We start from the raw sequence: 25,149 nt of genomic DNA on the forward strand, positions 1-25,149 counted from the left end.
GGCGCTAGCTCGAACGTTCGAAAGTCTCGAGTTCGGGGCCGGGAGGAATTAGCGTGCTGCCGACTCGCCAGCAGCTCACCGGTTGGGCTCCGGCAGCACTCGCCGGCGGCGGGGAATCAGTTGACACAGCAGGGGCGACGACCGAGTCTGCAGTCGGGTCGGTGTACACGGCGTGTCAGAGTCTGCCCTCACTGAGAGGCTGGACAGGGCTGAGTCACGATGCCGGGACAGCGGCGTTCCGGCGCGCGACCAACTCGGCGACAGATCTTGCGTCGTTTGCTGCCTCAGTAGGGTTGGCGCTCTCCGAGGGGGCACACACGCTTGGAAAAGCGCGAACAGACCTTCTGGCGAAGGCTGACGCCGTGGACGCGAGCAAACTCTGGGTGACCGACGCGTGGGTCGTCTTGATCGACCCGATTGAAATGTCCATCGAGGAGGCCGATCGTCTGGCCGGGGAAGCTAATCGACAGCAGGGCGCCATAAACCAACTCCTGTTGGCAGTCGACGCCGCTGACAACTCAGTTGCACAGGCCATCCAGGCCGCCGCGGGCAAGCACGGTTGGACAAACCCGTCGACAAACATGTTTGTACCGATTCCGGGGCTAGTGGCCCCGACCGATCAAGTGCCGAACCCGGGCACCCTTCTGGGTCTGCAACAGCAGCTGATGGTGCGTGCCGAGGACATGGCGATGACGGTGCGAGCAACAGAGAAGTTCGAAGATGATCAGGGCCGCCACAAGATTCTCTACATGCAGGACGGTAGTCGCCAAGTCATCACCGAATGGGATCCGTACCGGGGGTCCATGCCGTCAATGAAGCTTTTCGAGACGACTGTCAAGCATTATGACCGCGGCGGGAAGGTGATCTCGACTTCGCACTCATGGGAGGACCTCACCGGAACGAAGGTATTCTCCACCACCTGGGCTGACGGAACTACGGCATATGCGGAGGAATGGGAGGACGGATACAAGACCGGCCGAGTGACTACGCCGGACGGTCGTACTGGGGACATACCGGCGGACAGCCCGTTCTTCTCGCATCCGATCGAGACGACCATCGGGGGCGTGCTCAGTGGAGTCGACAAGTATGTCGATGACGGTCACGGTATCCCGCGGATCTCGGCGGCAGGCGCTGAGAAGCTCGGGGCGGGTGCTAAGTACGGTGGTCCAGCGCTGGCGATCGGCGTTGGAATCTATGACGTCGTAGTGGCTGAGGACAAGTGCGTCGCGGGGTTCTCGGCCGCGTTCGGCGCCGCCGGCGGGTATGCGGGCGGCGTTCTTGGCGCAGGCGCGTCCGCCCCTGGCGGCCCGGCGGCGGTCGCCGGTGCCGCAGGAGGCTCCATGGCTGGAAGCTGGCTCTTCGGGTGGGTCGGCAAGAAGGTCGGAGAAGCCGTTTGTCCAGCGCCGACGTCGTGACATACGCTCCACGGGTCGAAAACTGTTGCGTCGGGGGCGTTTCCGACGAGGGTAGAGGGGGAGTTTCGTGACCGATGCACGCAGGCCGGAAGCGTGGAGGGGTGGCCGTGTGATCGGACTCCTATTCGTCGCTCTGATGACGCCGGCTGCGGTTGCTCTGGCGGTGAGTGCGGTTCGAGCGCGGGATGTGCCGACTGCCTTCGTTACAGCTGCGTTTTCGTTGGCGATAATCATCGCTGCAGTCGGTGTACTCCGGGTCCGTGTTCTCGAACGGGTCGAGCCCAACGTTGAGTTCACTGGCGCGCGGACCATTTTGCGTTACGACCGTGTCTACGATCGCCTGATTCGTGTCGCGCTGGCGCTGGCGACTGTCGGCGGTGTGGGATTCGTGGTGCTCGTCCCGTCGGGCGTGATCGACCTGTCGCTGACGCCAGGACAGAAGGTCTTCTTTCCGATCGGGGTCGCCGTCATCGTAGCCGCCGCGGTTTATGGCGAGTATGCCCGCCGGAAATATGGGCCGCCGAGTATCACCTTCGACGACCAGGGCTTGACGCACCATCGGACTGCGTCTGACACGGAGATCCGGTGGGTCGACATCGCTCGAATCACGGCGGAACGGACCGAATCACGGCCGGCCCGCGACGTAGTGGTCATAGAGAGCGCGCCTGATTCGCCGCGGTACATGCTTGGTGACGCGCCCTGGTATACGCCGGGCGGAGCAGCGCTCTACTCGATGCTGCGCTTCTATTGGATGAACGCCGAGTCACGGACTGAACTGGTGGACGGCTGTGCCGCGGAGAGGCTCGACGCTGACCAGTTCGCCGACAGCGGTCGGTAGGCGGCGGTAGTCCTGCGTACGCACTGACAGCGGGCCCGCATCTCTCCGGAGGTGCGGGCCCGCTGTCGTCGGCACAAACCCGCCTCTTTTCGGCAGACCCACCCCGTGCGCGGATCTGCCGAGAAGGATGGGGTTTGCGGAGCGGTTGGGGGCCGCCCGCGGGCTGACTCCGGGGCCCCGAAAACCGCCTCTGAAAAGCACCCCTGAGAGAGACCCTTCACAGGGGGACCGGCGGCACTATGTCGCCGGTCCACCCCTGGAGGGTCGATCTCAGGGGCGGTTTTCAGCGAAAGCTGCGGCTGGGCGGGCAATGTCCCGGAAACGCACAACGCCCCGGGTGTGAACCCGGGGCGTCGCATGGGGAAGTTCGATCAGGCGATCGTGAATCCCTTGTACTCGGGGATCGAGGCCACCCGGTTGAGGATCGGCTTGATGTTGGTGCCGGTCTCCGGGCCGAAGCAACCGAGGAAGTAGTAGGCGTTCACCATGCCGACGAGGCGGTCGCCGACGACGACGGGGCTGCCGGAGTCGCCTTCGATGACGCACAGCTGGCTCAGGTGGACATCACCCTCGGAGAACCAGGCGATGCCACAGGTGTTTCCGGTGGTGCGGCCTTCCTTGCACGCGATGGTGGGGAAGCCGATGGGTCGGGGGTCGACCGAGCGGATCGTCACGCCGCGGACGGTGCGCAGCGGCACGACCTTCGAGGCGTCCATCTGGATGATCGCCATGTCTAGGTCGGAGAACGAGTGGGTGATGGTGCCGGCCTGGCCGCGGTCCTGGAAGGTCTCCGAGTAGACCTTCTGGCCGGGGTTACCGCAGTGGCCCGCGGTGATGCCGATGAGCTTGCCGGTCTTGGAGCGGCCGATCGTCGTCAGGGTGCAGGCTGCAGCGGAGTTACCACCTTTGAGGACAAGAATTCCCGAGCCGCCCCCGAGGAAGATCTTTGCCGGGGCCGCAACCGCGACACCCGCTCCCCAGCCGGCGAGCACCGTCGCAGCCAAAACCGCCAACAGTGCCGTCAGCTTCTTCGTCATCCGCTCTCCACTTCTAATTCGCAATGCGCCGAAACGCCTGCCGGAAAAAGTCGCGGCAGGCGGTCAAAGCACACCGTACCGGGACTCCCCGGCGTTCGCTCCTGCGTGGGATCGACCCGCGGTCGGTTTGCAACCCTTCCGTGATGCTTGCCGCAGCGCGCCGTAATGCCCGTCACACTCTACCCAGCCGCGCGGCGTCGGCTTCTCTTTTGGGGTAGACCGCCTGTTCGGAGCCATCTACCAGACCTTTAAGCTGTGACACGGAGAGTCCACGACGCTCCGTCCTGCCGAAGGTGAGAAATCGCACCTGCCCCGAACCTGGAGAAAAGACTGTGAGCTCTGCTGGCCGCCCGGTCGTACTCATCGCCGACAAGCTGGCGCCGTCAACCGTGGAAGCACTCGGTGACGGTGTCGAGGTGCGATGGGTCGACGGCCCGGACCGTCCCAAGCTGCTCGAGGCCGTCGTCGACGCCGACGCCATCCTCGTGCGTTCCGCGACGACTGTCGACGCCGAGGTCCTCGACGCCGGCAAGAAGCTGAAGATCATCGCACGCGCCGGTGTCGGTCTCGACAACGTCGACGTCCCCGCCGCCACCGCCCGTGGCGTCATGGTCGTCAACGCGCCGACCTCCAACATCCACACCGCCGCCGAGCACGCCATCGCGCTGCTGATGTCGGCGTCGCGCCAGATCCCGGCCGCCGACGCCACCCTGCGCGAGAAGACCTGGAAGCGTTCGGCTTTCAACGGTGTCGAGATCTTCGACAAGACTGTCGGCGTCGTCGGCCTCGGCCGCATCGGTCAGCTGGTCGCTGCACGTCTGGCCGCCTTCGAGACCCACATCATCGCGTACGACCCCTACGTCTCGCCGGCCCGCGCCGCTCAGCTCGGCATCGAGCTGGTCAGCCTCGACGAGCTCCTCGAGCGCGCCGACTTCATCACCGTGCACCTGCCCAAGACGCCGGAGACCCTCGGTCTCATCGGCGCGGAGCAGCTCGCCCGCACCAAGAAGGGCGTCGTCATCGTCAACGCCGCCCGCGGTGGTCTGATCGACGAGCAGGCACTGGCCGACGCCATCAACTCCGGCCAGGTTCGCGCTGCCGGCCTCGACGTCTTCGCGACCGAGCCCTGCACCGACTCGCCGCTGTTCGACCTCCCGCAGGTCGTCGTGACCCCGCACCTCGGCGCCTCCACCAGCGAGGCCCAGGACCGTGCCGGCACCGACGTCGCCAAGAGCGTCCGCCTCGCCCTGGCCGGCCACTTCGTGCCCGACGCCGTCAACATCACCGGCGGTGCGGTCGACGAAGAGGTCGCCCCGTGGCTCGAGGTCGCCCGCAAGGCCGGTGTCCTCGTCGGCGCCATCAGCAAGGAGCCGCCGACCTCCATCGTCGTCGACGTCCGCGGTGAGCTGGCCGCCAAGAACGTCGAGGTCCTCGGACTGTCGGCGCTGCGCGGTCTGTTCTCGGCCGTCCTCGACGAGCCCGTCACCTTCGTCAACGCCCCTGCCGTCGCCGAGAGCCGTGGCGTCACCAGCGAGGTGACCACCGCCCCGGAGAGCCCCAACCACCGCAGCGTCGTCGACGTGAAGGCCGTCTTCGCCGACGGCTCGGTCCACAACGTCTCCGGCACGCTCACCGAGCCGCGTCTCGTCGAGAAGATCGTCAACATCAACGGCCGCAACTTCGACCTCCGCGCCGAGGGCCACAACCTGATCGTCAGCTACGCCGATCGTCCGGGCTCGCTCGGCAAGATCGGCACCCTGCTCGGCGATGCCGGCGTCGACATCCTCGCCGCCGGTCTGTCGCAGGACGCCGAGGGCGGTGGCGCAACCATGATGCTGCGCGTGAGCAGCGCGGTCGCCGACGACGTCGTCGAGGCCATCGGTACGGCCGTGGGCGCCACCCTGATCGAGCAGGTGGACCTGTCGTGAAGCTCGCTGTCATCGCCGGCGACGGCATCGGACCCGAGGTCATCGGGGAGGCGCTCGGCGTCCTGGAGACCGTCGTCCCGTCGGTGAGCACCACCGAGTTCGATCTCGGCGCTCGCCGTTACCACCGCAACGGTGAACTCCTCACCGAGGACGATCTCGAGTCGCTGCGACGCCACGACGCAATCCTGTTGGGCGCCATCGGCGACCCGTCGGTGCCCCCGGGCATCCTCGAGCGCGGCCTGCTGCTCACCATGCGTTTCGCCCTGGATCACCACGTGAACCTGCGTCCGTCGCGCCGGTACCCGGGTGTCACGTCGCCGCTGGCCGGCGACCCCGAGATCGACTTCGTCGTCGTCCGCGAGGGCACCGAGGGGCCCTACACCGGCAACGGCGGCTCGATCCGCGTGGGCACCCCGCACGAGGTGGCCACCGAGGTCAGCGTCAACACCCGCTTCGGCGTCGAACGCGTGGTACGCAACGCTTTCCAGCGTGCGCAGCAGCGTCGTAAGAAGCTCACCCTGGTCCACAAGACCAACGTGCTCGGCTTCGCCGGATCGTTGTGGAGCCGTGCGGTCGAGGAGATCGGCGCCGAATTCCCCGACGTCACCACCGACTACTGCCATGTCGACGCGGCGACCATCTACCTGGTCACCGACCCCGGCCGTTTCGACGTGGTCGTCACCGACAACCTGTTCGGCGACATCATCACCGACATCGCGGCTGCCGTCAGCGGCGGGATCGGACTCGCGGCGTCGGGCAACATCGATGCCACCGGTGCGAACCCGTCGATGTTCGAACCGGTTCACGGTTCGGCCCCCGACATCGCCGGTCAGGGCAAGGCGGATCCGACCGCTGCCATCCTGTCCACGGCGCTGCTGCTCCAGCACCTCGGCGAGAACGACGCCGCCGCCCGGATCGAGAAGGCCGTCGCCGACGACCTCGCCGAGCGCAGCGGGCCGGTCGTCACCAGTGAGGTCGGCAAGCGCATCCGCGAACGCCTCGCCTGAGGTCCGCGAACCAGCACCAGCGGAATCAACCCGCCACCCGGCAATCGGGTGGCGGGTTGATCCGTATGCGCTGAATTCCCGGGCCGGTCAGGCCTTCAGCGGCTCCTCGACGAGCCGCTGGGCGTCGGGCGGGACCAGGGGAGTGGCGACCAGAGAGGCCAGTGCGGTGGCCGCAAACGCCGCCGGGAAACCGACCGCGGCGATCAGCGCACCCAGCACGGGTGTCGTCGCGGCGGTCACCAGGTACTGACCCGTGTTCTGCACCGCGAGTCCGCGCCCGCTCCAGTCGGGCCCGGCGAACTCGGCGATCGCGGTGAACGCCAGGCCGTTGTCGGCCGCCGAGATCACGCTCGCCACCGCCATCAGAGCGGGTGCGGCGGGACTGTCGAACCAATCCGCCACGGCGAGAGCGCACATCGACGCGACACCGGCGACCGCGATGATCCGGATCGGACGCATTCGGGAGAGCCAGGCGTCCGACCACCGCCCCGCGGCGATCCGGCCGAAGGCGCCGGTTACCTGCGTCACGGTGATCAGGATTCCGGCAGCGGCGGGCGACCAGTCGTGGGCCACGATCAGCCACGTGGGCACGAAGGTCCACATCATCGACTGCGGTACGACGAGCAGCATGCTGACGACGTGGACACGGGCCAGGAACGAGTTGCCCCGGTAGGGGTTTCGTCTGGTCGTGGGATCGTGTTCGGTGCCAACCGAAGTCGCCTGACGAGGTGGGTCGGTGATGCCGATCAGCACCGCCACCAGGCCGACGGCGGTGATCACGGCCGGGATGGCCAGGGCCACAGCGGGTCCCTGGGTGTCCGCGACGACCGGCATGGTCAACGCGCACGTCCCGATGCCCAGGGGTTGCGCCATCTGCCGGACGCCCATTGCAGTGCCGCGCTGATGAGCTGGGAACCAGCCCACGACGATCCGGCCGCTGGCCCCGTTGGCCGCGCCGGACCCGATGCCGCCCACCAGAAGAGCCGCTCCGACGAGGACATACGACGCATCAGCGGCCGCAGCAACAGCCGCGCCGGTGGCACCTGTGAGCGAGATCGACAGGGAGATGAGCAGAATCCGGCGTTCGCCGTATCGGTCCAGCAGGATGCCCCACAGGAACGTGGCCATCGTGAGGCCGATCGTGGGGATGGCGGCGAGTGTCGACGCCGCGGTAAGGGTCAGTCCGGCGTCGGTGTGCAGCGCGGGGATCAGATACGCGACGCCGCTCACGACGCAGGTGGTCGTCAGCGCGGCGAGCAGTGAGCATCCGAGGATGACCCACCTCCTGGTGCTGGAAATGATGCTCACGTCATCCATCCGAACTCACCCCGCTGTCTGTATCTCATAGTGTGGAACACTCTGCTCACATTCTAAGACTGGTGGGACGGTCGGCCAACTCGGCTCCCAACGGGTGGGATCGGTGGGTGCGATAGGGTCTGGACATGCGCTTAGGTCGAATTGCGAGTCCCGACGGAGTGGCCTTCGTGTCCGTCGAAGGGGAGGGCGACGACGCTGTCGTCAAGGAGATCGCCGAGCATCCGTTCGGTACCCCGACGTTCACCGGTCGCTCCTGGAAACTGGCCGACGTCCGTGTGCTGGCTCCGATCCTGGCCAGCAAGGTGATCTGCATCGGCAAGAACTACGCCGCCCACGCGGCCGAAATGGGTGGTGAGGCGCCCGCCGACCCGGTGATCTTCATCAAACCCAACACCTCGATCATCGGTCCCGAGGTCCCGATCGTGCGCCCGCCGTCGTCGGAACGCGTCGACTACGAAGGCGAACTGGCCGTCGTCATCGGCCGTCCCTGCAAGGACGTCAAGGCCGCACAGGCCAAGGACGTCATCCTGGGTTACACGATCGCCAACGACGTGACCGCCCGTGATCACCAGAAGGCCGACGGTCAGTGGACACGTGGCAAGAGCTACGACACTTTCTGCCCACTCGGTCCCTGGATCGAGACCTCCTTCGATCCGTCCGATGTCGAACTCGTGACCGAGCTCGACGGAGAGGTCAAGCAGCGCACGCGGACGTCGTTGATGCTGCACGACATCGGCGAGATCGTCGAATGGATCACACGGATCATGACCCTGCTCCCCGGTGACGTGATCCTCACGGGCACGCCCGAAGGGGTGGGGCCGATGGTTGCCGGACAACGGGTCTCGGTGACCGTCAGCGGAATCGGCACCCTCTCCAACCCGGTGGTGGACAAGGCATGACAGCTCCCAGTACGGCACGCGTCAACGGCATCGACATCTCCTACAACGTGGCCGGGAGCGGCCCGCTCGTCGTCATGGTGATGGGCACCGGAAGTCCCGGGCGCGTGTGGAAGGCCAATCAGGAACCGGCACTGGTGAAGGCGGGTTACACCGTCGTCACCTTCGACAACCGCGGCATCGCCCCGTCGTCGGAATGTGCGGAGGGTTTCAGCCTCGACGACATGGTCGCCGACACCGCCGCGCTCATCGAGCATCTGGGTCGCGGTCCGGCAATCGTCGTGGGCACCTCGTTGGGCGCGCGGATCACCCAGGAACTCGCCCTGGCGCGGCCCGACGTCGTCAAGGCTGCCGTCCTGATCGCCACCTACGGTCGCAACACCCCGCTACAGGAAGCGATCTCGGCCGGTGAGCGCGCGCTCTACGACAACAAGATCAAGCTGCCGCCGGAGTACGAGGCCGCCATCACCGCTCATCTCAACCTGTCGCCGCACACCCTCGACGACGACCGCTCCGCCCGGGATTGGCTCGACATCATCAGTTTCTCGCCGCAGACGATCACCCCGGGGGTGCGTGCGCAGCTCGAACTCCACAACAAGGAGTCCGACCGACTCTCCGCCTACCGCAACATCACCCGCCCGACGCTGGTCGTCGGGTTTGCCGACGACCGCACGTTGCCGCCGAAGTTGGCTCGCGAGGTGGCCGAGGCGATTCCGGGTGCGGAGTACGTACAGATCGAACGTGCCGGGCATTTCGGCTATCTCGAACAACCGGCCGAGGTGAACCGCGTGCTCGTCGACTTCTGCGGGCGGTTCCGGGACTGAACGCGCCGGTCAGGGCCTGAGGCGGTTTCGATACCCTGAAGGTCATGACCAGTAGTGAAGCCGTACGAGTCCGATTCTGCCCGTCCCCGACCGGTACACCCCATGTGGGACTCGTGCGGACCGCGCTGTTCAACTATGCCCAGGCGCGTCACGACGGCGGAACCTTCGTGTTCCGCATCGAGGACACCGACTCCTCGCGCGACAGCGAGGAGTCGTACCAGGCGATCCTCGATGCCCTGCGTTGGCTCGGGATGGACTGGGACGAGGGCCCCGAGGTCGGTGGCCCCTACGGCCCCTACCGCCAGTCGGAGCGCCGTGAGATCCACGCCGACGTCGTCGCACGCCTGCTCGAGGCGGGGGAGGCCTACGAGGCCTTCTCCACCCCCGAGGAGGTCGAGGCGCGGCACAAGGCTGCCGGTCGCGATCCCAAGCTCGGTTACGACAACTTCGACCGCGACCTCACCGACGAACAGCGGGAGGCCTACCGCGCCGAAGGTCGCAAACCGGTTGTGCGCCTGCGTATGCCAGACACAGATCTCACCTGGGACGACCTCGTCCGCGGCACCACGACGATCAAGGCCGGCACCGTTCCCGACTTCGCGCTGACCCGCGCATCGGGCGACCCGCTGTACACGTTGGTCAACCCGGTCGATGACGCCATGATGAAGATCACCCACGTCCTCCGCGGCGAGGACCTGCTCTCGTCGACGCCGCGGCAGCTCGCGCTGTACGAGGCGCTCATCCGTATCGGCGTCGCCGACTTCGTGCCGAAGTTCGCCCATCTGCCGTTCGTGATGGGCGAGGGCAACAAGAAGCTGTCCAAGCGCGACCCCCAGTCGAACCTCTTCCATCACCGCGACCGCGGGTTCATCCCCGAGGGTCTGCTCAACTACCTGGCCCTCCTCGGCTGGGGGTACTCGAGCGACACCGACGTCTTCTCGCTCGACGAGATGATTGCGGCTTTCGATGTGCGACAGGTTAATTCGAACCCGGCGCGCTTCGACCAGAAGAAGGCCGACGCGATCAACGCCGAGCACATCCGCCGACTCGAACCCGGTGACTTCACCGCGCGTCTCAAGGATTTCCTCATCGGTCACGGCCATCTGTCGGAGCCGGTCGACGATGTGAGTTTCGCCGCACTGGCTGAGTTGGTCCAGACGCGTATCCAGGTCCTCGGCGACGCCTGGGACCTCATCAAGTTCGTCTATGTGTCCGACGACGACTTCACCATCGACGAGAAGGCCGCGAGCAAGAACCTGGGCGCCGACGCGGTGGCCGTTCTCGACGCCACGATCGCCGCCATCGAGCCGTTGGCCTCCTGGGCCACCCAGGGGCTGCAGGACGCGCTCAACGCGGCTCTGGTGGACGGTATGGAGCTCAAACCGCGTAAGGCGTTCGGTCCGGTGCGGGTCGCCGTCACCGGTTCGCAGGTGAGTCCGCCGCTCTTCGAGTCGATGGAGATCCTGGGTCGCGACAAGACCCTCGCGCGCCTCGCCGCCGCTCGTGAGATCGCCGCAAATTAGCCCTCTGAGCTGCACGTTTGTGGACTTCCGGTAACCCTTTGCTATTGTCTTTCTCGGCACTTTTCCTCAGGGAAAAGGGAAGTCCATGGGGTATGGTGTAATTGGCAACACAGCTGATTCTGGTTCAGCCATTCTAGGTTCGAGTCCTGGTACCCCAGCGAACTGAAGAAGATCGACACCGCGAGGTTCGATCGCTGGAAGTTCCTTGGCCCCGTCGTCTAGCGGCCTAGGACGCCGCCCTCTCAAGGCGGTAGCGCGGGTTCGAATCCCGTCGGGGCTACAGAAGCTCCCTCTTCCTGCTCACCGCAGGAGGGGGGAGTTTTTCACTGCAAGGTGAGTGCGGCCGGACCCATGCTAGGGTCTGGTTCGCCGGAAAGTTCCAAGGCCCCGTCGTCTAGCGGCCTAGGACGCCGCCCTCTCAAGGCGGTAGCGCGGGTTCGAATCCCGTCGGGGCTACAGATGCACCCTTCCTCTGTTCCGCAGAGGGAGGGTGTTTTCTTTGTGCGACAGACGAACTCGCCCGCGTCGCGATGTGATGATCGCTACACGGACGAGCTGTCGGCTTCGAGGGTCGGGTTACAGGTACTGAGCGGTACTTCCCGACGCCGACATCTCCGGGATGCCGAGCTTGCGGTGATCCCACGAGCGCGTGCGTGAGGGCACCAGCCGGACAGCCACGCGCTTGTGCATCATCTGCTCGACGAAGGGGCGCGACTCCTCGGTGTAGGGGGCCGTGTAGCGCTCCCAGACGCTGATCCCGACCTTCAGGCACGAGTCGGGGTCGTCGAGGATCTCGGCGGTCCCCTCGAAGGAGACGCCGCGCAATGTGTCGTAGGTGTCGCCGTCCTCGATCATCACGGTGCACCGGTTGTTGCGGCGGAGGTTGACCGCCTTCTGCGACTTGGACTTCGTCTCGAACCAGATCTCGCCGTCGATGACGCCGTACCACATGGCGACGAGGTGGATACCGCCGTCGGGGCCCGTGGTGGCGAGGGTGGCCGTGCGGCTGCGCGCGACGAATTCCTCGATCTCGGCGTCGGACATGACGATCTGGTTGCGTTGGTTGACTCCCATGTGACGAAGCTATCCGACGGACCCGTCGCACGGAACGGTCACGATGGGGATCGGCAGTGACGGTGGCTCAAGCGCGGGAGGTCTGCAGCCGCTTGTGGATCGCGTCCGCGGCGGCGAGGAGATCGGCGGCCCAGCGGGCGCCCGGGCGTCGGCCCATGCGGTCGATGGGGCCGGACACCGAGATCGCCGCGACGACGTCGCCGTTGCCGTCGCGCACGGGCGCCGAGACGCTCGCCACGCCCGCGGCGCGTTCGCCGGCACTCTGGGCCCAGCCGCGGCGTCGGATCTCGTGCAGCGCCCGCTCGCTGAACACGCTGTCGTGCAAGAGGGCGCGCTGCGTCGCGGGGTCGGCCCAGGCGAGCAGGACCTTGGCCGCGGAGCCGGCGCTCATCGGGAAGCGTGTTCCGACGGGCACGGTGTCGCGGAGTCCGGTGGGCGGTTCCATCGCTGCGACGCACACCCGCTCGGCGCCCTCGCGCCGGTAGACCTGAACGGATTCGCCGGTGATGTCGCGGAGTCGGGGGAGGACCATCAGGGCCGACTCGGTCACGGGATCATGGGCGGATGCGGCGAGTTCGGCGAGCGCCGGTCCCGGCTGCCAGCGACCGGTGACGTCGCGTGCGAGGAAGCGGTGTGTCTCGAGGCCGACCGCCAGCCGGTGCGCCGTGGCGCGCGGAAGTCCGGTCCGCTCGCACAACTCCGAGAGGTTGCACGGGGCCTCCGCAATGGCATGGAGCACAGCCACGGATTTGTCGAGTACGCCGATTCCGCTGCTGACCCCGAATGCGCTATCCTTTCCCATAGGACGATACTAGCTGTCCAAATAGTGAGATGCACGTTTTCATCGCGAGATGATCGTGCACCGTCCGCCGAACCCGAGAAGATATCGAGTGCAGCCATGAGCAACAGCCCAGCCCAGCCGCTTACTCTCGCCGAGAAGGTCTGGCGCGACCACGTTGTCGTGCCCGGTGAAGCAGATGCGTCCGGAACCAGGAACCCGGACCTGATCTACATCGACCTCCATCTCGTGCACGAGGTCACCAGTCCGCAGGCCTTCGACGGCCTCCGGTTGGCGGGACGCCCCGTGCGGCGTCTCGATCTGACGATCGCCACCGAGGACCACAACGTCCCGACGATCGACATCGACAAGCCGATCGCCGACCCGGTGTCGCGCACCCAGGTCGACACCCTCCGCAAGAACTGCGAGGAGTTCGGTGTCCGGTTGCACCCGATGGGTGACACCGAACAGGGCATCGTGCACGTCGTCGGTCCGCAGCTGGGTCTGACGCAGCCCGGCATGACCGTGGTGTGCGGCGACAGCCACACGGCCACCCACGGCGCCTTCGGTTCCATCGCCATGGGCATCGGCACCAGCGAGGTCGAGCACGTCCTGGCGACGCAGACGCTTTCGCTGCGTCCGTTCAAGACGATGGCGATCAACGTCGACGGCGAGCTGCCGCCCGGCGTCACCGCCAAGGACCTGATCCTCGCGATCATCGCGAAGATCGGCACCGGTGGCGGCCAGGGGTACGTCCTCGAATACCGCGGCGAGGCGATCCGGAAGCTGTCGATGGAAGCCCGGATGACCGTGTGCAACATGTCGATCGAGGCCGGCGCCCGCGCCGGGATGATCGCCCCCGACGAGGTCACCTACGAGTTCCTCAAGGGTCGCCCGCACGCCCCGAAGGGTGCCGAATGGGATGCGGCTGTTGCCTATTGGGACAGCCTGCGCACCGACGACGACGCAGTCTTCGACGCCGAGGTCCACATCGACGCCAGTGAGCTGACCCCGTTCGTCACCTGGGGGACCAACCCCGGGCAGGGTGCCCCGCTGGGATCGACCGTTCCGAACCCCGCCGATTTCGGTGACGAGGTCGCGTCGAGTGCCGCCGCCAAGGCTCTGGAGTACATGGACCTGAAGCCCGGTACCCCGTTGCGTGACATCAAGGTCGACACCGTCTTCGTCGGATCGTGCACCAACGGCCGCATCGAGGACCTCCGCGCGGTGGCCGACGTCCTCAAGGGGCGCAAGCTCGCCGACGGCATGCGGATGCTCATCGTGCCCGGCTCGATGCGGGTGCGCGCCCAGGCCGAGGAAGAGGGTCTCGGGGAGATCTTCCTGAACGCCGGCGCCGAGTGGCGTCAGGCCGGTTGCTCGATGTGTCTGGGAATGAACCCGGATCAGCTCGCCCCCGGCGAGCGTTGCGCCTCGACGTCGAACCGCAATTTCGAAGGGCGGCAGGGCAAGGGCGGACGCACCCATCTGGTGTCGCCGGCCGTCGCGGCCGCCACCGCGATCCGCGGGACGCTGTCCGCTCCGGCCGATCTCGGTTGAGTAACCCCCAGACCACATTCCAGACAACTTCCGAACAGGGGCTTTGAAATGCAGCCGTTCACCGAACACACGGGCATTGGCGTCCCGCTGCGCCGCAGCAACGTCGACACCGACCAGATCATCCCGGCCGAGTACCTGAAGCGCGTGACCCGCACGGGCTTTGAGGACGGCCTGTTTGCCGGATGGCGCACGGATCCGGGCTTCATCCTCAACAACGAACCGTGGAGCAACGGCTCGGTCCTCGTGGCCGGTCCGGACTTCGGCACCGGCTCCTCGCGCGAGCACGCGGTGTGGGCACTGTCCGATTTCGGTTTCCGCGTGGTGATCTCGTCTCGTTTCGCCGACATCTTCCGCGGGAACGCGGGCAAGGCCGGTCTCGTCGCCGCCCAGGTCGAGCAGTCCGACGTCGAGCTGCTGTGGAAGCGTCTCGAGGAGAATCCCGGGATGGAAATCACGGTGAGCCTTGTCGATAAGACCGTCACCGCCGGAGACCTCGTGGTGCCGTTGGCAATTGATGACTACACGCGGTGGCGCCTGATGGAGGGTCTCGACGACATCGGATTGACGTTGCGCCAGGTAGACGCGATTTCCGAGTACGAATCGAAGCGCCCGTCGTTCAAACCGAGGACTCTCGCGGACTGACCCGCGACCCCTTTTCGGCCGCGCGAACGGCCGGGTCCCGCCGAAGCGGAGACCTTGTGAGCTGACATGCGATTTCGCAACACGGCGTCTTAATTGGCGTGGAAGATGGACGTTTTCAAATTCGACGTTTACCGTGTGTTGGTAGCTGGCCGAAAATCGGTCAGATCAGCTTGCGGAGGTACTCATGAACAAGGCGGAGCTCATTGATGAGCTGACCAAAAAGCTCGACGCGGATCGCAAGACTGCGACTGAAGCCGTCGAGCTCGTCGTCGACACGATCGTTCGCGCGGTCAACAAGGGCGAGAGCGTGACGATCACCGGCTTCGGCGTCTTCGAGAAGCGGAAGCGCGCACCGCGCGTCGCGCGCAACCCGCGCACCGGCGAAACCGTGAAGGTCCGTGCTACTTCGGTTCCCGCGTTCCGTCCGGGCGCTCAGTTCAAGGCCGTCGTGGCCGGCAAGCAGAAGCTCGCCGCCAACGGTCCGGCTGTGAAGCGCGGCAGCGGAACCACCGCGGCCAAGAAGGCGGCTCCGGCAAAGAAGACCGCTGCAAAGAAGGCCACCCCGGCGAAGAAGACTGCGGCCAAGAAGGCTCCGGCCAAGACCACGGCAGCGAAGAAGACCACCGCAGCCAAGAAGACCACGCCGGCGAAGAAGACCACCGCAGCCAAGAAGTCGACTACCGCGGCGAAGAAGACCACCGCGGCCAAGAAGGCGACTCCGGCCAAGAAGACCGCTGCAAAGAAGGCCCCGGCCAAGAAGACTGCGGCCAAGAAGGCTCCGGCCAAGAAGTCGACGCGTCGCTGAAAACCGGCCCGGTCAGGGCGAACCTCTCAGATCAACCCCTGGTGACTTCCCCGCCAGGGGTTGATCTGTGTCCGGGGGTCTTCGGTGCCGGATGTTCACTCCGGGGGTAGGGGACTCGCGATGTGATCGGCCGCAACGAGCCGACCGTCGTGGAGGGAGCACACCCATACGCTGCCCTTGCGGTTCGACGCCTTCGGCAGCGCGATCCCGTCCTGCGCGGCCCACCATTCCATGAGCGGTGGGATCACCTTCCCCTGGCTGCACACGGCCGGCGTGTCCGACATCTGCGATGCCAGCTCCCTGATGCGGCGTTGTGCTGCCGTCGGATTGGCGCGGTAGACCTCTTCGGAGAGGTCCGGTTCGCTTCGCACCTCGACCTCGAGGTGGGCCCGCAGGGGTTCGAGCGTCTGCTCGCAGCGGACCCGATCCGCGGCGTGAACCCGTCGGGCACCGAAGGCCAGCAGAAGCGGGACGAGGGCCGCGGCCTGCGTGCGGCCCACGGCGTCGAGCGGTCGGAGGCGGTCATCGCCCTTGTACCGAGAACGTCGACCCGCCTTGGCATGGCGCACCAGCAACAGGGTGTGCAGATCGGCCGGCAGTCGCGTGAACTCCCGCAGGACCTGACGATCCAGTTCGTGGCTCAGCGTCTCGCGCGCCTTCTCGACCGTGAGCCAGCGCAATTCGTCGACCTCGTCATCCGGGGTGAAACCGGCGTCGCTGCCGCGCGCCGACCAGTAGCGCACGTGTTTGCGGCCCGCCTCGACGTCGTAGTGGACATCGCCCAGGTGCCGCCCGAGGACGACGTGTTGTCCGGTCTCCTCGGCGATCTCGCGAACCGCGGTGTCGACGAGGGTCTCGCCGGACTCACCCTTGCCCTTGGGGATGGTCCAGTCGTCGTAGCGAGGCCGGTGGACGACGGCGATCTCCACGTCCTCCGTTGCCGTCGAGCCCGACGTCCCCGGACGCCAGACCACGGCGCCCGCCGCCCACACGTTCTTCGGCGAGTTCTTACCCATAGGTGATCACCGTCGGGAAAGAGCGCCCGGACCGGCCGGTCACGAATTGGTCTCCGGCCGACGACGATTGCGGTGCATCATCTGTCGTTGGTGATCGCGGACCTCTTCACCGGCGGCGGGGGAGGCCACCCAGCTGCCGTCGGTCTGCAGGACCCAACAACGGGTACGGGGGTCGAGCGCCGAGGCGAAGATGTCGTCGAGTTCGCCGGCGAGGCGTTTGTCGCGCACGTTCACCATCACCTCGACGCGACGATCGAGATTGCGATGCATCATGTCTGCGCTGCCGATCCAATACTCGTTCTGGGCACCGAAATGCAGAATCCGGGAGTGCTCGAGGAACTGGCCGAGGATCGATCGGACGTGGATGTTGTCGCTGACACCTTCCATCCCCGGTCGCAGGGCGCAGATGCCACGGACCACCACGTCGACCGGAACCCCGTTCTGCGAAGCGCGATAGAGCGCGTCGATCACCTGCTCGTCGACGAGCGCGTTCGCCTTCAGCCGCACGCGGGCACGGTCGTCGCCCGCGCGGAACAGCTCGATCTCGCGGTGGATGCGCTTGATGATCCCGGCCCGGATGCCCTGCGGGGCAACGAGGATGTTCCGGTACTCCTTCTTGCGGGAGTAACCGGTCAGCGTGTTGAACAGGTCGGTCAGGTCCGCGCCGATGTCGGGAGCGGCTGTCAGCAGGCCCACGTCCTCGTACAACCGCGCCGTCTTCGGGTTGTAGTTACCGGTGCCGATGTGGCAGTACCGCTTGATGGTCGAGCCCTCACGCCGCACCACCAGACACGTCTTGCAGTGCGTCTTGAGACCCACGAGTCCGTAGACGACGTGCACGCCCGCCTGCTCGAGTTGGCGGGCCCACTTGATGTTGGCCTGCTCGTCGAAGCGGGCCTTGATCTCCACCAGCGCCACGACCTGCTTGCCCGCCTCGGCGGCGTCGATGAGCGCGTTGACGATCGGGGAGTCGCCCGAGGTGCGGTACAGCGTCTGCTTGATCGCGAGGACCTGGGGATCGGCTGCGGCCTGTTCGATGAAGCGCTGCACGCTCGTCGAGAACGAATCGTAGGGATGGTGCACGAGGACGTCGCCCTCGCGCAATGTCGAGAAGACGCTCTTGGGCGTCTCCCGCTCGCCGAACGCCGGATGCGTGCCCGGCACGAACGGGCGGTCCTTCAGATGCGGCCGGTCGAGGTCGTAGAGCTCGAAAAGCGAAGACAGATCGAGCAAACCGGGCACCTGGATCACGTCGGCCGGGTTCACGTCGAGTTCGCGCAGCAACAATTCGAGCATGTGCTCGCTCATGTCGTCGGCCACCTCGAGTCGCACCGGCGAACCGAACCGGCGTCGGGCGAGTTCCCGCTCGAGTGCCTGCAGGAGGTCCTCGTCGCGATCCTCTTCGACCTCGAAGTCGGCGTTGCGGGTGATCCGGAAGGCGTGATGCTCAACGACTTCCATACCCGGGAACAGAGTCCCCAGGTTGGCGGCGATGAGGTGCTCCATCGGGAGGAACACCGCCTGTTTGGGACGCCCGTCATCGGTGCCGCGGTAGGGCACGAGCTGATCGACCCGGATGAAGCGATTCACATTGTCGGGGACCTTCACTCGCGCGAAGTGTTCGCCGCTCTCGGTGACGTCCTTGACGGTCACCGCAAGGTTCAACGACAGGCCGCTGATGTAGGGGAACGGGTGAGCCGGGTCGACGGCCAGCGGCGTCAGCACGGGGAAGACCTCGTCCTGGAAGTAATCGACCATGCGGGCGCGCTGCTCGTCGGTCAACTGCGACCAGGAGACGACATAGATGTCATTGGCTGCCAACGCCGGCCGGACGGAGTCGAGGAACACACGGGCATGGCGGTCGGCGATGCTCTGTGTGCGCCCGGCGATGCGCATCAACTGTTCGCGCGGGGACAACCCGTCGGCGGACCGGACCGACAGACCCGTCTCGTCACGACGCTTCAGGCCGGCGACCCGCACCATGAAGAACTCGTCGAGGTTGGAGGCGAAGATGGCGAGGAACTTCGCGCGCTCGAGCAACGGCAGCGAGGTGTCCTCGGCGAGGGCCAGCACCCGGGAGTTGAAGTCGAGCCAACTCAATTCGCGGTTCAGGTACCGGTCCTCGGGCAGATCCGCGGATTCGTCGGGGACGAGGGTTGCGGCCGGCGGTGCATTGGGGATCGGCGTGGTCGTGACCGTCGTGGTCGTCGATGAGGTCTCGTCGGCAGGGCTCACCCGTCAATCATGGCCCAAACTCACCGCGCGTGGCATGGGTCGAAGGCCGGAACCTCGGCGCCGGCGGCTCGATGTCCGAATCTGCATGGCGCGACAGGCTGAATCGCGCACGCTCAGATGCGTCGCAGAGCAACCGTCACAGACGACTCAGAGCGTCGGCGGTGTGGGGGCCGAGACCGAGCGAGCGGGCGGCGTCGAGATCGGTTGCCGTGTCGACGTCCGTCCGCAGATCGGTCCATCGCGTGTGCGCGGGGTCGAGTTCGACGGCCCCGGCGGCCCGGTGCGCCGCAGCCGATCCCGGGCCGAAACGCGGTGCGTCGTCGAATGCTCCGGGGTCGTCGGGGGTGAAGGTGCCGTGCAGCAGCACGGTGCCGCTCCCGTCGCGGTCGGTGAGGAAACTGAGGCGGTGTGCGGGTGCCTCGTGCAGGACCTCGCGCAGCGAACCGCTCGTCGCAGCGGGCAGATCGGCCTGGACGAACACGACCCGTGTGGAATCGGGCCACGTCTCACGCGCCCACCGCGCACCGTGACCGAAGGCGACGTTGAGCCCCGAGCCCGCGGTCGGAGAGACCACCTCGGGCAGCCCGTGGGTACCCGCGCGCTGCGCGGCGGCGAGTACGTCGTCGTCGGGGCTCACGACCACGACCCTCGAGACGCCGGCACCGCGCAACGCCTCGACGGTGTCGAGGAACATCGCGAGGACCAGCGAGCTGCGGGTCGTCGGGTCGTCGTGGCCGAAGGCGGTCGCGAGCGTCGCCGCCAGCCTCGACTTCGCACGATGCAGACTCTTGACCGCCAGTACGGCCGCGACCGTCGCCCCGCCGGCCGCGGGGCTCCCCGAGGCGGCGCTGAGGTCGACGCTCAGGTCGACGGCGCTGTGGTCCATGCTGACCATCATGGTCCACCGCGGGACCGTGGGTGACATTCCGGGTCGGTCAGCGGGGGAGTGGCATTAGGGTGGGCTGGTAGTCGTTCGGTCCGGTGAAACGGACCCGGGGCAGGAGGAGTGCGGTGCGCGCGGCGGTCATGGGTGCTGGTTCCTGGGGTACGGCGGTGGCGAAGGTCCTCGTCGACGCGGGGACCGAGACGGTCATCTGGGCGCGACGCGCCGAACTGGCCGATGCGATCAACTCCGAACACGTCAATCCGAACTATCTGTCGGACATCACGCTTCCCGGGGAACTCACTGCGACCAGCGACCCGGTCGAGGCCCTGAGCGGCGCCGACATCGTCGTCTGCGGGGTGCCGTCGCAGTCCCTGCGGGAGAACCTCAAGCAGTGGACCCCGCACATCGGCTCCGATGCGTCGCTGGTGTCGCTGGCCAAGGGCATCGAGACCAGCACGCTGCTGCGGATGAGCGAGGTCATCGCCGAGGTCACCGGCGTCGCCGACGACCGCATCGCCGTTCTCACCGGGCCCAACCTCGCGCACGAGGTCGCCGAAGGGCAGCCCGCGGCGACGGTCATCGCCTGCACCGACGAGTCCCGTGCGGTCACCCTGCAGAGTGCCTTCAGCACTCGCTACTTCCGCCCATACACCAACACCGACGTCATCGGCTGCGAGATCGGTGGCTCGGCGAAGAACGTGATCGCGCTGGCGTGCGGTATCGCGAGCGGCGTCGGCTTCGGCCAGAACACCCTCGCCACGATCATCACCCGCGGTCTCGCCGAGACCATCCGCCTCGGCGTTGCCGTCGGCGCGGAGATCGAGACGCTCGCCGGACTCGCGGGTGTGGGCGACCTGGTCGCGACCTGTTCGTCCCCGCTGTCGCGGAACCGGACCTTCGGCGCACGGCTGGGCGAGGGAGCGACGATGGCCGAGGCGCAAGCAGCCACCAACGGACAGGTCGCCGAGGGCGTGAAGTCGTGTTCGTCGGTGCGCGCGCTCGCCGAGAAGCATCAGGTCCCGATGCCGCTCACGGATGCTGTGCACAAGGTGTGCCACGACGGGCAGTCGGTCGCCGACGCCATCAACTCACTGCTCGGCCGCAGAGCCAAGCCGGAGATCTACCGGGACTGAGGCCGTCGAACCGGGGCCGCGGAATCCGACGGCAGGTCAGCCGAAGTCGAGTGGGCCGCGATCGAGGGTCTGGTCGATGAGACCCGAGATGTCGGTGATCGGACCGTTCCCGGCGTTCGACGGAACCCACAGCGCGACGTAGGGGCGATGGTCGACGCACACGTAGGCCTGACCGGAACCGTCGACGGTGTCGGTGATGAACCACTGCACACCGGCCTGGCCCGCGGCGTGGATCTCCTGGAGGTTGCTAGTCGGGGACAGTTCCGCCGGCCGGGTCACCCCACAGCGGAGAGTCAGATCGTCGCCGGACCCCTCCGCGGGCCAGGACGCCCGATCCCCGGAGATCTCCTTGTCGCCGAACCCCTCGAATGTCTGCGGCACCGCCTCGAGCAGCCGAGTGCAGTCCGCCGATGCACTCCCGTCGGCTGCATAGGACTCGACGGGGTTCACCGCATCGGGGCGCAGAGCGGCGAACGCGATGAAACCTGCGATCACCATGATCGGGATGGCGACGAGGGTCGCGATGAGCGCAGGACTCAGCCGGGAATAGGTGCCGTAGCGTTCGTCGGCGGTGGGGTCCTCGGTGGCCACGGCGTCATCATCACCGGCAGAGTCGTCGGCAACCGGGTCGTCCGCCTTGTCGTCCACGGGATCCTGCGGGGTGTCATCCGAACCTGCTGACGTCACGCCACCACATTAGGAGCCATGGAGGTCCGGGCCGACGCCGGGACCTGCAGAACCGGACCTAGCGGGTGTTGGAGACCACCGGGCAGGTCAGGGTGCGGGTGATCCCGTCGACCTTCTGGATCTGAGGGACCACGTTCTCGGTGAGCTGCGTGGCATCGGCGGCATCCACTCGGACGATCACGTCGTAGGGTCCGCTGACCTCTTCGGACGAGGCGACCCCCGAGATCTCGGCGATCGTCGCCGCTGCCAGGGCGGCTCTCCCGACCTCGGTCTGGATCAGTATGTATGCCTGAACCACGGACATCCTCTCCGTTTGTGCCCCATCGCCGACACGGCTGCCGAATCCGGCGGCCATGGCCCTGCGCGGCGAACAGCGTTCGCCGTGAGCCCAATACACTGTGGCACACATTGTCACCGACAAACCCGCTCGCGCGCGACTCAAAGCGGACCGGACGAGAGTGAGACCCGACAAGTGACCTCCGACGACGTCGGCACAGACAGATCCGACTCCGTCGGCATAGACAGGTCCGACTCGGTCGGTATAGACAGGTCCGACTCCGTAGGGGAGATCGGCGAGCGGGCCGTGATCGCGGCACTCACTGCGGCGGCGACCGCAGCCGGACCGGCCGACGACATCGTGATCGGCTCGGGCGACGACGCAGCGGTCCTCGACATCGGCGGCTCGGCGGTCATCAGCACCGACACCGTGGTCGAGGGACGGCATTTCCGGTTCGACTGGTCGACGCCGCAGCAGATCGGTGCACGGGCGGTGGTCCAGAGTTCGGCCGACGTCGCCGCGATGGGCGGCCGGACGACGGGGCTGGTCGTGTCCATCGCCTGCCCGGCTGCGACGCCCGTGGGCGTCATACTCGACCTCAACGACGGTGTCGTCGGCGCCGCACACGCGCTGGGCGCACGTGTTCTCGGTGGCGACCTGGTGGCGGCGGAGCAGGTGGTCGTGAGCGTCACCGCGGTCGGGGCCCTCGAGGGTCGACGGCCGGTGTCCCTGGGTGGTGCCCGTCCCGGGGACGTGCTCGCCGTGAGTGGTTCGCTGGGCGCGAGCGCTGCCGGTCTCGCGGTGTTGTCCACGCCCGGCGTCGACGATTCGCACTGGCCGGAAGTCGTTGCTCTACACCGTGTTCCGATGCCCGATCTGAGTCAGGGTCCCGTCGCGGCCGCTTCCGGAGCGCATGCGATGACCGACATCTCCGACGGTCTCGTCGAAGAGCTCATCACCATGTCGCGGGCCGCGGACGTGGCCATGGTCGTCGAGGTGGACGCCGTACCGCGACGACCCGATCTGGCCCGGCTGGCAACAGAACTCGGAGCCGATGTGGACGAATGGGTTCTGACCGGCGGCGAGGATCATCACCTGCTTGGGGCCTTCGACGCCGCATCCGTGCCCGACGGGTGGACCGTGATCGGAACGGTCCGCACGGCCACATCATCGACCCCGGAGGTGTGGGTCGACGGTCGGCGCGTCGGTGGGCCCGACGGACCAGACTTGCACGGGTGGCAGTCGTTCGCCGCTCCGCGCGGATGATGTGCCGAATCCGCGCGGTTCCGCCACCGGAACCGCCGCGCTCCACGACACTGTGGACATGGACTCGCGATCCGATTCCGCTGGCGAGACATCGTCGTCGATCCTCCTCGCGACCGTCGTCAACCCGGCCGGACTGACGCTGGCGAAGACGGTCACCCCGGAACGCGTGCCGGTGTTCGCATCGGTCGGTCTCGGTGCCAGCCCGTCGTGGCACGCCTTCGCCATCGACCAGACCGGGATCGCGTTCAGCGACGACGTCGGGGTGGTGGGGGACCAGCGCATCCGGATCGATCTCGATGCGCGGGTGGATCTGGACCCGACGCTGAGTTGGGCGCCCGGAGAGTTCTTCGGCCTCACCGGGGATCCGGTGCCGCAGTGTGCCCGTGGCACCTTGCGACGTGTCGTCGCCGAACTGGCCGACGCCGGTCTGCACGCCATGGTGGGTCACGAACTCGAGTTCGTTCTCGTCGCCGCGGACGGATCGCCGCTGCCGTCTGCTCCGTGGACCCCGTACGGCGCGGTCGGGCTGCTGGAGTACGAGGAGTTCGTGCGGGACGTTCTCGTGTCATGCCGTGCCGTGGGCATCAGCGTCGAACAGTTGCATCCTGAGCACGCGCGATGGCAGTTCGAGGTCTCTCTCGGCCCGGCGGACCCCGTCACCGCCGCTGATCGGCTCGTGCTCTCGCGGCTCATCATCTGTCGCATCGCCCGCAAGCACGGTCTGCGCGCGAGCTTCTCGCCGAAGCCCTTCGCCGACGAAGCAGGATGCGGGGCCCATCAACATGTCTCGTTGTACCGCGGAGATCAGCCACTGTTCTCGGGCGGGCCCGACGCGGCCGGGATGACGCCCGACGGCGCGCACGCACTCGCCGGCATCGTCGATGCGCTCCTCGAACTGCAGGGTGTGCTGTGCGGCTCGGTGGTGTCCGGGCTGCGCATGCTGCCCGGTCAGTGGGCGGGCGCGCACGTCTGCTGGGGTGTGGAGAACCGCGAAGCGGCGGTGCGGCTGGTCCGCGCGGACTCGGCGCACGACGTGAGTGTTGGTGGGGCGCAAAAGGATACCTCGAATACCCGGGGCCGAGGTGCCAACATCGAGGTAAAGATCACCGACCCGTCTGCGAACGTCTACTTCGCCACCGCCGCCATCCTCGGCGCGGCGGCGGCCGGCATCGAGCGGGAGGCCACCCTGCCGCCGGAGGTCGGTGTCGACCCGCGCACCCGTACAGCCGGGGAACGAACACTGCTCTCCACCGACCAGGGGGAGGTCGTCGACCGGATGGACGTGTCGCCGCTGCTGCGCGGGATTCTGGGCGACCCGGCGGTCGATGCGCTCGTGGCGGTCCGTCGGTACGAGGTCATCCACATACCGGATCACACTCCCGAAGCACTCACCGAACGGTTCCGGCTGGCCTGGAGCGTGTGACCGGCGCGGGTGGGCACGGACTGCTGTCGGTACGTGGCTAGAGTCTCGGTATGGCGATCTACGCACTCGACGACCGCGAGCCCGTTCTGGGCAACGACACCTATGTCCATCCCGATGCGGTGGTGATCGGAGCCGTCACTCTCGGCGACGGCGTCTCGGTGTGGCCTGGGGCCGTCCTGCGCGGCGACTACGGCACCATCACCGTCGGCGAGCGCAGCAACATCCAGGACGGCACGGTCATCCACTGCACCGTCTTCGAACCGACCGTGATCGGTGCGCGCTGCGTCGTCGGACACAACGCGCACATCGAGGGCGCGACCATCGGCGACGACTGCCTCATCGCCTCCGGCTCGGTGGTCCTCAACGGTTCGACGATCGGCAACGGCGCGATCGTCGGAGCCGGCGCCGTCGTCCCGTTCAAGTTCGACGTGCCGCCGCGCCGCATGGCTCTCGGCGTGCCCGCGCGCCTGCGGGAGAACTACGAGGTCCCCGAAGGCCACACCGACCTCAACAGCGAAATGTACTTCCAGAACGCCCAGTACTACCGCAAATCGCTGCGGCGACTCGACTGACCGAATGACCACA

General features: G+C 66.9%; 23 protein-coding genes and 3 tRNA genes. 17 read left to right on the top strand and 9 right to left on the bottom strand.

From position 1 onward, the window contains the following. Positions 1-362: 362 nt before the first annotated feature. Together GONAM_RS05080 and GONAM_RS05085 are read left to right on the top strand one after the other, a co-directional pair. Positions 363-1,415 carry a hypothetical protein gene (locus tag GONAM_RS05080; protein ID WP_245548573.1) on the top strand — a complete coding sequence of 351 codons (1,053 nt, stop codon included), beginning with the start codon at positions 363-365 and terminating at the stop codon, positions 1,413-1,415. Between the two features lie 67 nt (positions 1,416-1,482). Continuing rightward, positions 1,483-2,253: a hypothetical protein gene (locus tag GONAM_RS05085; protein ID WP_006865708.1), complete on the top strand. Its 771-nt coding sequence runs from the start codon at positions 1,483-1,485 to the stop codon at positions 2,251-2,253. A 371-nt stretch (positions 2,254-2,624) separates the two neighbouring features. Here GONAM_RS05085 and GONAM_RS05090 read toward each other — a convergent pair whose 3' ends face one another. Next, positions 2,625-3,290: a S1 family peptidase gene (locus tag GONAM_RS05090; RefSeq protein WP_006865709.1), complete on the bottom strand. Its 666-nt coding sequence runs from the start codon at positions 3,288-3,290 to the stop codon at positions 2,625-2,627. 332 nt (positions 3,291-3,622) lie between these two features. On the opposite strand from GONAM_RS05090, the gene serA reads away from it, so the two are divergent. Together serA and GONAM_RS05100 are read left to right on the top strand one after the other, a co-directional pair. Further along, positions 3,623-5,218 carry a phosphoglycerate dehydrogenase gene (serA, locus tag GONAM_RS05095; protein WP_006865710.1) on the top strand — a complete coding sequence of 532 codons (1,596 nt, stop codon included), beginning with the start codon at positions 3,623-3,625 and terminating at the stop codon, positions 5,216-5,218. Next, the gene (locus GONAM_RS05100; protein WP_006865711.1) at positions 5,215-6,225 is read left to right on the top strand and encodes a 3-isopropylmalate dehydrogenase; all 1,011 of its coding nucleotides are present in this window, start codon (positions 5,215-5,217) and stop codon (positions 6,223-6,225) included. The genes serA and GONAM_RS05100 overlap by 4 nt, the downstream gene beginning before the upstream one ends. Before the next feature lie 87 nt (positions 6,226-6,312). On the opposite strand, the gene GONAM_RS05105 is transcribed toward GONAM_RS05100, so the two are convergent. Further along, positions 6,313-7,542: an MFS transporter gene (locus GONAM_RS05105; RefSeq protein ID WP_006865712.1), complete on the bottom strand. Its 1,230-nt coding sequence runs from the start codon at positions 7,540-7,542 to the stop codon at positions 6,313-6,315. Between the two features lie 125 nt (positions 7,543-7,667). Here GONAM_RS05105 and GONAM_RS05110 point away from each other — a divergent pair, with 125 nt between their 5' ends. The 6 genes from GONAM_RS05110 to GONAM_RS05135 all read left to right on the top strand — a co-directional run bounded on the left by GONAM_RS05110 (position 7,668) and on the right by GONAM_RS05135 (position 11,241). Next, positions 7,668-8,441, top strand: coding sequence for a fumarylacetoacetate hydrolase family protein (locus GONAM_RS05110; RefSeq protein WP_006865713.1), 774 nt, complete (start codon positions 7,668-7,670; stop codon positions 8,439-8,441). Further along, entirely contained in the window at positions 8,438-9,262 is an 825-nt protein-coding gene (locus GONAM_RS05115; RefSeq protein ID WP_006865714.1) for an alpha/beta fold hydrolase, read from the top strand. Before GONAM_RS05110 ends, GONAM_RS05115 begins: the two co-directional genes overlap by 4 nt. 44 nt (positions 9,263-9,306) lie before the next feature. Further along, positions 9,307-10,785 (top strand): glutamate--tRNA ligase, encoded by a 1,479-nt coding sequence (gene gltX, locus GONAM_RS05120; protein WP_040535433.1) that lies wholly within the window; start codon positions 9,307-9,309, stop codon positions 10,783-10,785. Between the two features lie 86 nt (positions 10,786-10,871). Beyond that, positions 10,872-10,943: transfer RNA gene (locus GONAM_RS05125), tRNA-Gln, on the top strand. Between the two features lie 49 nt (positions 10,944-10,992). Next, positions 10,993-11,065 (top strand) — tRNA-Glu (locus tag GONAM_RS05130). A gap of 103 nt (positions 11,066-11,168) precedes the next feature. Continuing rightward, positions 11,169-11,241 (top strand) — tRNA-Glu (locus tag GONAM_RS05135). A gap of 120 nt (positions 11,242-11,361) precedes the next feature. Here the strand turns inward: GONAM_RS05135 and GONAM_RS05140 are convergent. Then, positions 11,362-11,859: a PPOX class F420-dependent oxidoreductase gene (locus tag GONAM_RS05140; protein WP_006865716.1), complete on the bottom strand. Its 498-nt coding sequence runs from the start codon at positions 11,857-11,859 to the stop codon at positions 11,362-11,364. A 67-nt stretch (positions 11,860-11,926) separates the two neighbouring features. Continuing rightward, on the bottom strand, positions 11,927-12,661 hold the full coding sequence (locus GONAM_RS05145) for an IclR family transcriptional regulator (protein ID WP_006865717.1): 735 nt from the start codon (positions 12,659-12,661) through the stop codon (positions 11,927-11,929). Positions 12,662-12,757: 96 nt separating this feature from the next. Between GONAM_RS05145 and leuC the strand changes: the two genes are divergently transcribed. From leuC to GONAM_RS05160, 3 genes are all read left to right on the top strand, one after another. Then, positions 12,758-14,194, top strand: a complete 1,437-nt coding sequence (gene leuC / locus GONAM_RS05150; RefSeq protein WP_006865718.1) for a 3-isopropylmalate dehydratase large subunit — start codon at positions 12,758-12,760, stop codon at positions 14,192-14,194. A 48-nt stretch (positions 14,195-14,242) separates the two neighbouring features. Then, positions 14,243-14,836 carry a 3-isopropylmalate dehydratase small subunit gene (gene leuD / locus GONAM_RS05155; RefSeq protein ID WP_006865719.1) on the top strand — a complete coding sequence of 198 codons (594 nt, stop codon included), beginning with the start codon at positions 14,243-14,245 and terminating at the stop codon, positions 14,834-14,836. Positions 14,837-15,020: 184 nt separating this feature from the next. After that, complete coding sequence (locus GONAM_RS05160) at positions 15,021-15,641, top strand: HU family DNA-binding protein (RefSeq protein WP_006865720.1); 621 nt, start codon at positions 15,021-15,023, stop codon at positions 15,639-15,641. Positions 15,642-15,736: 95 nt separating this feature from the next. Here the strand turns inward: GONAM_RS05160 and GONAM_RS05165 are convergent, their stop codons facing one another. The 3 genes from GONAM_RS05165 to cofC all read right to left on the bottom strand — a co-directional run bounded on the left by GONAM_RS05165 (position 15,737) and on the right by cofC (position 19,778). After that, complete coding sequence (locus GONAM_RS05165; protein WP_006865721.1) at positions 15,737-16,657, bottom strand: NUDIX hydrolase; 921 nt, start codon at positions 16,655-16,657, stop codon at positions 15,737-15,739. Positions 16,658-16,696: 39 nt separating this feature from the next. Beyond that, positions 16,697-18,892, bottom strand: coding sequence for an RNA degradosome polyphosphate kinase (locus GONAM_RS05170; protein WP_006865722.1), 2,196 nt, complete (start codon positions 18,890-18,892; stop codon positions 16,697-16,699). A gap of 136 nt (positions 18,893-19,028) precedes the next feature. Continuing rightward, on the bottom strand, positions 19,029-19,778 hold the full coding sequence (gene cofC / locus GONAM_RS05175) for a 2-phospho-L-lactate guanylyltransferase (protein WP_006865723.1): 750 nt from the start codon (positions 19,776-19,778) through the stop codon (positions 19,029-19,031). 125 nt (positions 19,779-19,903) lie between these two features. Here cofC and GONAM_RS05180 point away from each other — a divergent pair, with 125 nt between their 5' ends. Continuing rightward, the gene (locus GONAM_RS05180; protein ID WP_006865724.1) at positions 19,904-20,911 is read left to right on the top strand and encodes an NAD(P)H-dependent glycerol-3-phosphate dehydrogenase; all 1,008 of its coding nucleotides are present in this window, start codon (positions 19,904-19,906) and stop codon (positions 20,909-20,911) included. Between the two features lie 36 nt (positions 20,912-20,947). Here GONAM_RS05180 and GONAM_RS05185 read toward each other — a convergent pair whose 3' ends face one another. Both GONAM_RS05185 and GONAM_RS05190 read right to left on the bottom strand, forming a co-directional pair. Continuing rightward, positions 20,948-21,598, bottom strand: a complete 651-nt coding sequence (locus tag GONAM_RS05185; protein ID WP_006865725.1) for a DUF3515 domain-containing protein — start codon at positions 21,596-21,598, stop codon at positions 20,948-20,950. A 58-nt stretch (positions 21,599-21,656) separates the two neighbouring features. Then, on the bottom strand, positions 21,657-21,902 hold the full coding sequence (locus tag GONAM_RS05190; RefSeq protein ID WP_006865726.1) for an Lrp/AsnC ligand binding domain-containing protein: 246 nt from the start codon (positions 21,900-21,902) through the stop codon (positions 21,657-21,659). A 168-nt stretch (positions 21,903-22,070) separates the two neighbouring features. Between GONAM_RS05190 and GONAM_RS05195 the strand changes: the two genes are divergently transcribed. From GONAM_RS05195 to GONAM_RS05205, 3 genes are read left to right on the top strand one after another with little or no spacing between them, the layout of a single operon-like run. Next, positions 22,071-23,141 (top strand): thiamine-phosphate kinase, encoded by a 1,071-nt coding sequence (locus tag GONAM_RS05195; protein WP_006865727.1) that lies wholly within the window; start codon positions 22,071-22,073, stop codon positions 23,139-23,141. A gap of 58 nt (positions 23,142-23,199) precedes the next feature. Then, entirely contained in the window at positions 23,200-24,564 is a 1,365-nt protein-coding gene (locus tag GONAM_RS05200) for a type I glutamate--ammonia ligase (protein ID WP_040535497.1), read from the top strand. A gap of 50 nt (positions 24,565-24,614) precedes the next feature. After that, positions 24,615-25,136: a gamma carbonic anhydrase family protein gene (locus GONAM_RS05205; protein ID WP_006865729.1), complete on the top strand. Its 522-nt coding sequence runs from the start codon at positions 24,615-24,617 to the stop codon at positions 25,134-25,136. Positions 25,137-25,149 lie beyond the last annotated feature (13 nt).

It is taken from the genome of Gordonia namibiensis NBRC 108229, from assembly GCF_000298235.1.
GTDB lineage: Bacteria > Actinomycetota > Actinomycetes > Mycobacteriales > Mycobacteriaceae > Gordonia > Gordonia namibiensis.

Excerpts from the sequence above, each read along its gene's own strand:
- leuD (WP_006865719.1), top strand. The coding sequence starts at position 14,243 with ATGCAGCCGTTCACCGAACACACGGGCATTGGCGTCCCGCTGCGCCGC.
- GONAM_RS05205 (WP_006865729.1), top strand. The coding sequence starts at position 24,615 with ATGGCGATCTACGCACTCGACGACCGCGAGCCCGTTCTGGGCAACGAC.
- GONAM_RS05110 (WP_006865713.1), top strand. The coding sequence starts at position 7,668 with ATGCGCTTAGGTCGAATTGCGAGTCCCGACGGAGTGGCCTTCGTGTCC.
- GONAM_RS05090 (WP_006865709.1), bottom strand. The coding sequence starts at position 3,290 with ATGACGAAGAAGCTGACGGCACTGTTGGCGGTTTTGGCTGCGACGGTG.
- leuC (WP_006865718.1), top strand. The coding sequence starts at position 12,758 with ATGAGCAACAGCCCAGCCCAGCCGCTTACTCTCGCCGAGAAGGTCTGG.
- GONAM_RS05200 (WP_040535497.1), top strand. The coding sequence starts at position 23,200 with ATGGACTCGCGATCCGATTCCGCTGGCGAGACATCGTCGTCGATCCTC.
- gltX (WP_040535433.1), top strand. The coding sequence starts at position 9,307 with ATGACCAGTAGTGAAGCCGTACGAGTCCGATTCTGCCCGTCCCCGACC.
- GONAM_RS05115 (WP_006865714.1), top strand. The coding sequence starts at position 8,438 with ATGACAGCTCCCAGTACGGCACGCGTCAACGGCATCGACATCTCCTAC.
- GONAM_RS05165 (WP_006865721.1), bottom strand. The coding sequence starts at position 16,657 with ATGGGTAAGAACTCGCCGAAGAACGTGTGGGCGGCGGGCGCCGTGGTC.
- GONAM_RS05105 (WP_006865712.1), bottom strand. The coding sequence starts at position 7,542 with ATGGATGACGTGAGCATCATTTCCAGCACCAGGAGGTGGGTCATCCTC.
- GONAM_RS05160 (WP_006865720.1), top strand. The coding sequence starts at position 15,021 with ATGAACAAGGCGGAGCTCATTGATGAGCTGACCAAAAAGCTCGACGCG.
- GONAM_RS05145 (WP_006865717.1), bottom strand. The coding sequence starts at position 12,661 with ATGGGAAAGGATAGCGCATTCGGGGTCAGCAGCGGAATCGGCGTACTC.
- GONAM_RS05140 (WP_006865716.1), bottom strand. The coding sequence starts at position 11,859 with ATGGGAGTCAACCAACGCAACCAGATCGTCATGTCCGACGCCGAGATC.
- cofC (WP_006865723.1), bottom strand. The coding sequence starts at position 19,778 with ATGGACCACAGCGCCGTCGACCTGAGCGTCGACCTCAGCGCCGCCTCG.
- GONAM_RS05190 (WP_006865726.1), bottom strand. The coding sequence starts at position 21,902 with ATGTCCGTGGTTCAGGCATACATACTGATCCAGACCGAGGTCGGGAGA.